Annotated in this window: 2 protein-coding genes; both read left to right on the forward strand. The window is 73.4% G+C overall.

Annotated features, from left to right (window positions below):
* The coding region (locus tag H505_RS46040) for a non-ribosomal peptide synthetase (RefSeq protein WP_157433235.1) at positions 1–2910 on the forward strand (2910 nt) is incomplete at its 5' end.
* A gap of 104 nt (positions 2911–3014) precedes the next feature.
* A partial coding sequence (locus H505_RS0133240) for a non-ribosomal peptide synthetase (RefSeq protein WP_034521144.1) occupies positions 3015–6456 on the forward strand: 3442 nt, incomplete at its 3' end.

A 6456-nucleotide genomic window follows, 5' to 3' on the forward strand; every position in this document is an offset into this window, starting at 1 on the left:
GCCGACGCGTTCGAGCCCGTCGAGCAGAACCCGAACGTCCATGTCCCGGAGCAGAGTCTCGCGTACGTCATGTACACCTCGGGATCGACGGGCGTGCCGAAGGGTGTTGCGGTCACGCATGCGAACGTGGTGGCGTTCTGCCTGGACGAGGCGTGGCGTGACGACGTCGTCGAGTGCGTGCTGGTGCAGGCGAACCATGCGTTCGATGCGTCGACGTACGAAATCTGGACGCCGCTGCTTCGGGGCGGTCGTCTGGTCGTCGTCCCGCCGGGCGAGGTCGATCCGGCCGAGCGCGGACGGCTGATCGCCGAGCACGGTGTGACGAACGTGCACGCGACCGCTGGTCTGTTCCGTGTGCTGGCCGAGCAGTCGCCGGAGATCTTCGCCGGTGTCCGCGAGGTGTCCACGGGCGGCGACGTCGTGTCGTCCGCAGCGATCCGCGCCTTGCTGGAGACCCACCCGGACCTCGTCGTCCGGACGACCTACGGGCCGACCGAGACGACGGCGTTCACGACCCAGGTCGCGTTCGGCCCGTCCGACGACGTCCCGGACGCGGTGCCGATCGGGGCGCCGATGGACAACTCCCGCGCGTACGTCCTGGACGAGTCGTTACGCCCGGTCCCGCCCGGTGTGGTCGGTGAGCTGTACGTCGCGGGTGCCGGGCTCGCGCGCGGGTACGCGTCCCGCCCGGCCCTGACGGCGGAACGGTTCGTCGCGAACCCCTTCGAGACGGCCGCCCGCATGTACCGCACGGGCGACCTCGCCCGCTGGGTTTCCGACGGTCGGCTGGCATTCGCGGGCCGGGCCGACGACCAAGTGAAGATCCGGGGATTCCGGATCGAGCCCGCCGAGATCGAAGCCGCCCTGACCTCCCACCCCGACGTGCACCAGGCCGTCGTCATCGCCCGCGAGGACACCCCCGGTACCAAGCGGCTCGTCGCCTACATCATCGGGGACTCCACCGCCGACGACTCCGACCTTCGCGAGTTCGTCGCCGCCCGACTCCCGGAGCACATGGTCCCGGCCGCGTTCGTCCCCCTCGACGCCCTCCCCGTCACCCGCAACGGCAAGGTCGACCGGGCCGCCCTTCCCGTCCCGGACTTCGCGGAACGGGCGGCGCGGGGACGGGACGCGGCGACGCCCGTCGAGGAACTGCTGTGCGAGGTGTTCGCGGACGTCCTGCACCTGGAGCGGGTCGGGGCGGACGACTCGTTCTTCGAGCTCGGCGGCGACTCGGTGCTGTCGATCCTGGCCGTGTCCCGGGCGCGCCGCGCGGGTGTCGCGATCAGCGCGCGCCAGGTGTTCGAGCAGCGCACCCCGGCGGGTCTGGCGCGCGTCGCGACGGCGGCGGGAACCGAGTCCTCGGCGGGCGGGGAGGACGTCCCGACCGGGACGGTGCCGTTGACGCCGGCGATGCGGGAGGCGGCGGAGCGGTCGGGTGCCGCGGTGCTGCACGGCGGGTTCTGCCAGTCGATGGTGATCGGCGTCCCGGCGGGGCTCGACCTGGCGAGGCTGGAACGGGCGCTGCGCGCGGTCCTCGACCATCACGACGTGCTGCGCGCGCGCCTCTGCATCCCCGACGACGGCCCGTGGCGGCTGGAGGTGCCGGAGGCGACCGGGAGCGCGACGCCCGAGGTCCGGCGGGTGGACGCGCGCGGCCTGGCCGCCGGGCGGCTGGACGCGCTGGTGGACGCCGAGTCGTGGACGACGATGGCGGAGCTCGATCCGCGCGCGGGCGCGATGGTCGCGGCGGCCTGGTTCGACGCCGGGCCGGACGCGCCGGGCCGCCTGCTGCTGGTCGCGCACCACCTGGTGGTGGACGGGGTGTCCTGGCGGATCCTCGTGCCCGACCTGGAGGCCGCCTACCGCGCACCGGAGACGCCCCTCGCACCGGTCGGCACGTCGTTCCGCCGCTGGGCCCGCGAGCTGGAGGCGCAGGCGTCCGGCCAGGCGAGGGTGAACGAGCTGGCCGAGTGGACGCGGATGCTGTCGGGCCCGAACCCGACGCTGGGGGCGCGTCCGCTCGACCCCGCGCGCGACACCGTGGCCGCGGGCGCCCACCGGGCCTCGCGGGTGCTGCCGCGCGACGTGACCGCGGCTCTGCTGGACGGCGGACCGGCCGGGGTCCGCGCGAGCATCGACGATCTGCTCCTCGCGGGCCTCGTGGCGGCCGTGACGGCCTGGCGCGGCCGCCGCGGCGGGGGCCGCGCGGGCGGTCTGCTGGTGGACGTCGAAGGGCACGGCCGGGACCCGCTGACCGCCGGCATGGACCTCACCGGAACCGTCGGATGGTTCACCGGCGGCCACCCCGTGCGGCTGGACACCGGCGCGTCGGACCCGACCGGAGTACGGTCGGGCGGGCCGGCCGCGGCCCGGCTGGTGAAACGGGTGCGGGAACGGCTGCGCGCCGTTCCCGGCGACGGCCTCGGATACGCCCTGCTGCGTTATCTGAATCCGGCGACCGCGGCGACGCTCGCCGCCCTGCCGAGACCGCAGATCCGTTTCAACTATCTCGGCCGGATGAACGCCGCCGACCCGTCCGGCGCGTCGGGGCGCGCGAACTGGCGGCCCGTCGGGGAAACCGCACTGGGCAGCGGAGCGGACGCCGAAACGGCCTTCACGCACGCCCTGGACGCGGGCGCCACGGTCTGGGAACGTCCGGACGGCCCGACCCTGGAAATCGCGCTGACCTGCCCTTCCGCCCTGTTCACCGAAACCGAGGCGGCGGAACTGATCGACGCCTGGCGGGCCATGCTCCGCGGCCTCGCCGCGCACGCCACCGCCCCCGGCGCCGACCCCGCCGCGTCCTCGGACGCCGCGGAAGACGCGCCCGCGCAATTCGCTCTCGTGACGCTCGAACAGGACCAGCTCGACGAACTCCAAGCCCAGATCTTCGACGAAACGCGATGACCGGGCGGGCGCCCGGATGGCCATTTGGACAGCCACGTTGGACACGCCCGATCCGATATACCGTCCGTTTCCGGGAGTCCGACCGACCGGGGTGAGGGACCACGATGACCCAGAACCGTATTGAGGACGTTTGGCCGCTGTCGCCATTGCAGGAAGGGCTTCTTTTCCACGCCCGGTACGACGAGCGGGCCCGCGACCTCTATGTGGAGCAGCGCGTTCTGGACCTCGCCGTCCCGCTGGACGCCGCCGCGCTGCGCGCCTCGTGGCAGGCGCTGCTGGACCGGCACGCGAGCCTGCGCGCGAGGTTCCGGCAGCCGGCCGGCCTGCGGCGGCTCGTGCAGGTGATCGCGGGCGGCGTCGCCCTGCCCTGGACCGAACTCGACCTGTCCGACCGGCCCGCCGCCGAAGCCGACGCCGAGGCCGCGCGGCTGGCGGAGGCGGAACGCGAACGCGGCTTCGACGTGTCGGTCCCGCCGCTGCTCCGCCTCGTCCTCGTCCGGCTGAACGACACCCGGTACCGGCTCGTGTTCACGATGCATCATCTCGTGCTCGACGGCTGGTCCCTGCCGATCCTCTTCCAGGAGCTGTCGGAGGTGTACGCGGCGGGCGGCGACGCGAGCGTCCTGCCCCCCGTGACCCCCTACCGCGACTACCTGGCGTGGCTCGGCGGCCGGGACGCGGACGCCGCCAGGACGGCGTGGGCGGACGCCCTCGACGGTGTCACCGAGCCGACCCTCGTCGCCCCCGCCGACCCCGCGGCGGAGCCCGTACCGCCCGACCACGTCGTCGAAGCGCTGGGCGACGAGGCCGCGGACGCCCTCCGCGAGGCCGCCCGCGCGCACGGCCTCACCCCGAACACGGTGGTGCAGGCGGCGTGGGGACTGGTCATCGGCAAGCTGACCGGACGCCGCGACGTCGTGTTCGGGGCCACGGTGTCGGGCCGCCCGGCCGAACTGCCCGGCGTGGAACGGATGCTGGGACTGTTCATCAACACCGTTCCCGTACGAGTCGAGCTGGACCCGGCCCGCACCCTCGCCGACACCCTCGCCGCCCTCCAGGCCCGGCAGACCGCACTGATGGACCACCAGCATCTCGGCCTCGCCGAGATCCGGCGTGCGGCCGGCCGCGGCGCCGTGTTCGACACGATCCTCGTCTACGAGAACTTTCTGCGCGACGCGCCCCGGCCGGAGAGCCCCGGCGGCCTGGAGGTCACCGACGTCGACGGTTCGGACGCGGCCCACTACCCGCTCATCCTCGCCGTCCTCCCCGACTCCCGGATGTCCCTGCGCCTGGACTACCGGCCCGACGTGTTCGACGAGCCGACCGCCCGCACCCTCCTCGGCCGCGTGGTCCGAGTCCTGAAGCAGATCGCGGCCGACCCGGACGTGCGGGTGAGCGGCCTCGATGTGCTGTCGGTGGAAGAGCGTCGGCTGGTGGTGGAGGGGTGGAACGCGACGGCGTGTGCGGTGCCGGGCGGTTCGCTGGTGGAGCTGTTCGAGGGGCAGGCGTCTCGTACCCCGGGCGCGGTCGCGGTGGTCGATGGCGGTGTGTCGTGGACGTTCGCGGAGTTGGACGCGCGGGCGAACGGTGTCGCGCGTGGTTTGAGCGGCCGTGGTGTGGGTCGTGGGTCGCTGGTGGGTGTGCGGAGTCAGCGGTCTGCGGGTCTGGTCGCGACGTTGCTGGGCGTACTGAAGGCCGGGGCGGCGTACGTCCCGCTGGACGTCTCGCACCCGGAGGAGCGGCTGGCGCGGATCGTCGCGGAAGCCGGTGCCTCGGTCGTGCTCACGGACGCCGACACGTTCGAGCCGACGGGGGAAGGGCCGCACACTCCGGTCGGTGCCGAGGACTTGGCGTACGTGATGTACACGTCGGGTTCGAGCGGTGTCCCGAAGGGGGTCGCCGTCACGCACGGCAACGTCGCCGCGTTCGCGCTGGACAGGGCCTGGCGTGAGGATGTCGTGGAATGCGTGTTGGTGCAGGCCAATCACGCGTTCGATGCGTCGACGTACGAGATCTGGGTGCCGCTCCTGCGCGGCGGCCGACTGGTGATCGCGCCGCCGGGCGAGGTGGACGCGGCGGAGCGCGGCAGGCTCATCGCCGAGCACGGCGTGACGAACGTGCACGCGACGGCCGGCCTGTTCCGGGTGCTGGCCGAGCAGTCCCCGGAGGTCTTCGCGGGGGTGCGGGAGGTCTCGACGGGTGGCGACGTGGTGTCGTCGTCCGCGATCCGCGCGCTCCTGGAGGCGCATCCCGGTCTGGTGGTCCGTTCGACCTACGGGCCGACGGAGACGACGGCGTTCGCCACTCACGTTCCCTTCACCGACGATGGTGAGGTTCCGGCGTCCGTCCCGATCGGTCGTCCGCTGGACAACACCCGGATGTACGTTCTCGACGAGTTCTTACGCCCGGCCGCCCCCGGCGTGGTGGGTGAGCTCTACATCGCGGGCGAAGGCGTGGCGCGCGGCTATGCGGGACGTCCCGTCCTGACGGCCGAGCGTTTCGTCGCCAACCCCTTCGGCGGCTCGCGCCGCATGTACCGGACGGGTGACCTGGCCCGGTGGACGCCGGGCGGGCAGTTGGCCTTCGAGGGGCGCGCCGACGAGCAGGTCAAGATCCGCGGCTTCCGGATCGAACCGGCGGAGGTCGAAGCCGTTCTGGCGGCCCACGAGAACGTCGTCCAGGCCGCCGTCATCGCCCGCGAAGACCAGCCGGGCGTCAAGCGGCTCGTCGCCTACATCGTCGGCGACGCGGACGAGACGGCACTGCGGCAGTTCGCGACCGACCGCCTGCCCGAGTACATGGTCCCGGCGGCGTTCGTCTCCCTGGACGCCATCCCCGTCACCCGCAACGGCAAGCTCGACCGCGCCGCCCTCCCCGCACCCGCGTTCGCGGGAACGTCCTCGGGGCGTGGGCCGGCCACGCCGACCGAAGAGGTCCTGTGCGGGCTGTTCGCCGAGGTTCTGGGGCTCGCGTCGGTGGGCGCCGAGGATTCGTTCTTCGAGCTGGGCGGCGACTCGCTTCTGGCGATGCGGCTCATCGCCCGCATCCGGGCGGTGCTCGGCGTCGAGGTGAGCATCCGCGACCTGTTCGCCGCCGCGACGGTCGCGGGGATGGCGCGGACGGTGCAGGACGAGCAGGGCGGGAAGCGCGCGGCGCTGACCGCTCGGGAGCGTCCGGAGATCGTGCCGCCGTCGTTCGCGCAGCGGCGGATGTGGTTCCTGAACCGGCTGGAGGAGGCCGGTGCGGGCGCGGGCTACACCGTGCCGCTGGCGCTGCGCTTGTCGGGCGAGGTGGACACGGCGGCGTTGCAGGCGGCGTTGGCGGACGTGGCCGAGCGGCACGAGAGCCTGCGAACGATCTTCCCGGACGTCGAAGGCGAACCCCGGCAGGAGATCCTCTCGGGTGCGGTGGGTCGGCCTCCCTTCGCGGTGTCGCAGGTCGGCGAGGCGGAACTGCCCGCGGCCGCCGCCGAGGAGATGGGGCGCGGGTTCGACCTGTCGAGCGAGCCGCCGTGGCGGGCGCGGCTGCTGGTGGTGTCGGCGACGG

Source organism: Actinomadura rifamycini DSM 43936, from assembly GCF_000425065.1.
Taxonomy (GTDB): domain Bacteria; phylum Actinomycetota; class Actinomycetes; order Streptosporangiales; family Streptosporangiaceae; genus Spirillospora; species Spirillospora rifamycini.